This is a genomic window from Paracoccus nototheniae, assembly GCF_004335005.1.
GTDB classification, from domain to species: domain Bacteria; phylum Pseudomonadota; class Alphaproteobacteria; order Rhodobacterales; family Rhodobacteraceae; genus Paracoccus; species Paracoccus nototheniae.
In genome coordinates, this window is the sequence record NZ_RQRT01000139.1 from 1 (window position 1) to 3,981 (window position 3,981).

The window sequence follows — 3,981 nt, forward strand, 5'->3', positions numbered from 1 at the left end:
CATCGGGCTGTACGGGTTGCTGCAATACTGGCAGCTGACCGGCAGCGACAAGGCCATGGGCATCATCCGCGACTGGTTCGATGCCCGGCTGGCCGAGGGCACGCCGACCAAGAACATCAACACCGTCGCGCCCTTTCTGTCGCTGGCGCATCTTTATGAACGCGACCGCAATCCGATGTGGCTGCCCTATCTGGACACCTGGGCCGAATGGGTCATGCACGAGATGCCGCGCACCCGCGAAGGCGGCTTGCAGCATATCGTCTATAACAGTGTGAACGATCAGCAGATCTGGGACGACACGCTGATGATGTCGGTCATGCCGCTGGCCAAGATCGGGCTGGTGCTGGACCGCCCCCATTATGTGGACGAGGCGAAATACCAGTTCCTGCTGCATGCCCAATATCTGGCGGATACCCAATCGGGGCTGTGGTTTCACGGCTGGACCTTTGACGGCGATCACAATTTCGCCCGCGCGCTTTGGGCGCGGGGCAACAGCTGGATCACCATCGTCATTCCCGAATTCATCGAATTGCTGAACCTGCCGCAGGGCGATCCGACGCGCCGCCATCTGCTGTCGCTGTTCCAGCGCCAGGCCGCCGCGCTGAAGGCCACGCAGGATGACAGCGGGCTGTGGCACACGCTGCTGGACGATCAAAGCAGCTATCCGGAAACCTCGGCCACGGCCGGTTTCGCCTATGGGCTGCTGAAAGGCGTGCGCAAGCGCTATCTGCCCGCCGATTATGCGCCCGTCGCCGAACGCGCCATCCGCGCGGTCATCGACAATATCTCGCCCGAGGGCGAATTGCGGAACGTGTCCTTTGGCACCGCCATGGGCAACGATCTGGATTATTACCGGCAGATTCCGCAGACCTCGATGCCTTACGGGCAGGCGATGGCGATGCTGGCGCTGGCCGAATATCTGCGCGGCTATATCTGACCGCGACTGACCTTGAGGGAGGAGAGAGACATGACCAAGACCCTGACCGCATTGGCCCTGATCTGGGCCGCAGGCGCCGCGCAGGCCGAAACGCTGCGCTTCGGCTATGCCCAGAACGCCACCCCCACCGTCGAGGCGATGGAGGCATTCGCCCGGCTGGTCGAGGAAAAGACCGCAGGCGAGGTCACCGTGCAGTTCTTTCCCGACGGCCAGCTGGGCGGCGAACGCGAGATGGTCGAGATGGTGCAGGGCGGCGCGCTGGACATGACCAAGGTCTCGGGCGGGTTGCTGGAAAGTTTCGCGCCGGTCTATGGCGTGTTTCCGATGCCCTATCTGTTCGACGATCAGGATCATTTCTATCGCGTCATGGATGACGGCGCGATCATGGATCCGATCTATCAATCCACCGTCGATCTGGGCTTTCTGGGCCTGACCTATTACAATTCCGGGGCGCGGAATTTCTATACCAGCCGGACCCCGATCCGGTCGGTCGAGGATCTGGCGGGTCTGAAGATCCGCGTTCTGCAAAGCCCGACTGCGATCCGCATGACCGAATTGCTGGGCGCAACGCCCGTGGCGATGGGGCAGGCCGAGGTCTATACATCCTTGCAGCAGGGCGTTCTGGACGGGGCCGAGAATAATGAATTCGCCCTGACCATCGCGCGCCATGCCGAGGTCGCCAAGCATTACAGCTATGACGGGCACACCCGGATTCCCGACATCCTGCTGATCGGCACCGCCACGATGGAGCGCCTGTCCGAGGATCACCGCACCGCCGTGACCGAGGCCGCCGCCGAATCCACCGCCTTTCACAAGACGGTCTGGGACGCCGCCGTCGAGGCGGCGGCCACAGAATCCGCCGAACAGTTCGACGTGCAGTTCTATGAACCCGATCTGGCGCCCTTCCGCGAGGCCGTGGCGCCCATGTATGACGAGCTGGACGAGGCGAACTCTGCCCTTGTCGACCAGATCCGCACGGCCGGGGGGGCCTGATGGACCGGCTGCGGCGCGGTCTGGATCTGATTCTTGGCGGTCTGTGCTGCGGGTTGTTGGTGGTGCTGGTGGCCGTTCTGGTCTGGCAGGTCGTCAGCCGCTATGCGCTGAACGCGCCATCCTCGGTGACCGAGGAGATCCTGCGTTACGGGGTCATCTGGATGTCGCTGCTGGGGGCCGCCTATGCCACCGGGCGCGGCGCGCATATGAGCGTGGACATGCTGCGCGACCGGCTGCCCGCGCGTGGGCGGCTGCGGCTGGATGCTCTGGTTGCGGTGGCCTTCGTCGCATTCGCGGGCATCGTGCTGATCTGGGGCGGGATGAAGGGCGTCACCATCGCCGCCCGTCAGACCAGCGCGGTGATGCGCATTCCGATGTCCTGGGTCTATCTGTCGCTGCCGGTCAGCGGCGTGCTGATGATCGCCTATAGCCTGCTCAACCTGGCCGATCTGGCGCGGGGGCGTCCGCATCATGCGGATACGCTGGAGCAGGCCGAGATGCTGGGGGAATAGAGCAATGGCCGGACCTGCCAGCCTGATCCTGATTTCGGTTTTCGCGGTGCTGACCGCGCTTGGCATTCCGCTGGCGCTGTCGATCACGGCGGCGGCGATCGCGGCGGTGCTGCTGGTGCTGCCCTTTGACATGGCGTTGTTCACGGCGGCGCAGAAAATGCTGGCCAGTCTGGACAGCTTTACCCTGTTGGCGGTGCCGTTCTTCATCCTGTCCGGCGTCATCATGAATTCCGGCGGCATCGCGATCCGGCTGGTCGATTTCGCCAAGCTGATCGCGGGTCGCATCCCCGGATCGCTGGCCCAGACCAATATCGCCGGCAATATGCTGTTCGGGTCCATCTCGGGGTCGGCCATCGCGGCCTCGACCTCGATCGGCGGGGTCATGGTGCCGATGCAAAAACGCGAAGGGTATGATCCGGGCTTTGCGGCAGCGGTGAATATCGCCTCGGCGCCGACGGGGATGCTGATCCCGCCGTCGACCGCCTTCATCATCTATTCGCTGGTGGCGGGCGGCGCTTCGATCAGCGCGCTGTTTCTGGGCGGCGCGGTGGCGGGCGGGCTGTGGGGGCTGTCGATGATGATCCTGACGGGCATCATCGCGCACCGGCGCGGCTGGCCGGTGGCAGGTCGCATCACCGCGCGCGACGCGGTCCGCGTGGTGGGCCGCGCGATCCCCAGCCTGATGCTGATCGTGCTGATCATCGGCGGCATCATGGCGGGCATCGTCACCGCGGTCGAGGCATCGGGCATCGCCGTCATCTATACGATGATGCTGGCCTTCGTGATCCACCGCACCGTGCCCCTGCGCGCCCTGCCGGGGTTCCTGATCGAGACGGTTCAGATGACCGGCGCGATCATGCTGCTGCTGGCGGCCTCGGCCGCGCTCAGTTTCGCGATGGCCTTCACGGGGATTCCGGCGGCGGTCACCTCGGTCATTCTGGCGATCTCTGAGGATCCGGTGATGGTCATGCTGATCATCAATGTGCTGTTGCTGGTGGTCGGCTGTTTCATGGATATGGGCCCGGCGATCCTGATCTTTACGCCGATCCTTCTGCCCATCGCGCAGAAGGTCGGGTATGACCCGGTGCATTTCGGCGTCATCATGATCTTCAACCTGGCCATCGGCACGATCACGCCCCCGGTGGGAACCGGCCTGTTCGTCGGTGCGGGCGTAGCAAAGGTCAAGGTCGAGACCGCCGTGCGCGCGCTTGGGCCGTTCTATCTGCTGCTGCTGGGCGTGCTGGGGCTGGTGACCTTTGTGCCGGGGCTGGTCATGTGGCTGCCGAACCACTTCGGGCTATAGCCTTCGCGGGTGGGCTTGCGCGGGCCCGGGCTGGTGATGCCCGTCGGATGGATCGTGATCCTTGCCGGGGGAACCGGGCGGTTCGCCATGCGTTGCCCGTCATTCACAGAGCCGAGGCCGCCATGACCCACCCGATCCCCCCCCTGACCCCGGTTCTTCGCGCATCTCTGGCGGCAGGGGCACTGATCCTTGCGGGTTGGGGCCTTCCCGCCGCCAGAGATGCGCGAAGAACCGGG

Annotated in this window: 4 protein-coding genes; all 4 read left to right on the forward strand. The window is 64.5% G+C overall.

Annotated elements, in window-relative coordinates:
* Nucleotides 1-937: beta-galactosidase BglB (gene bglB / locus EG885_RS21935; protein ID WP_131578924.1), on the forward strand; the 937-nt coding region annotated here is incomplete at its 5' end.
* A gap of 30 nt (nt 938-967) precedes the next feature.
* Nucleotides 968-1,930 carry a TRAP transporter substrate-binding protein gene (locus EG885_RS21940; protein ID WP_131578926.1) on the forward strand — a complete coding sequence of 321 codons (963 nt, stop codon included), beginning with the start codon at nt 968-970 and terminating at the stop codon, nt 1,928-1,930.
* A complete protein-coding gene (locus EG885_RS21945; RefSeq protein WP_131578928.1) occupies nt 1,930-2,442 on the forward strand; it encodes a TRAP transporter small permease in 513 nt (170 codons plus the stop codon). Before EG885_RS21940 ends, EG885_RS21945 begins: the two co-directional genes overlap by 1 nt.
* Nucleotides 2,443-2,446: 4 nt before the next feature.
* A complete protein-coding gene (locus EG885_RS21950; protein ID WP_131578930.1) occupies nt 2,447-3,745 on the forward strand; it encodes a TRAP transporter large permease in 1,299 nt (432 codons plus the stop codon).
* The last annotated feature ends 236 nt before the right edge of the window (nt 3,746-3,981 follow it).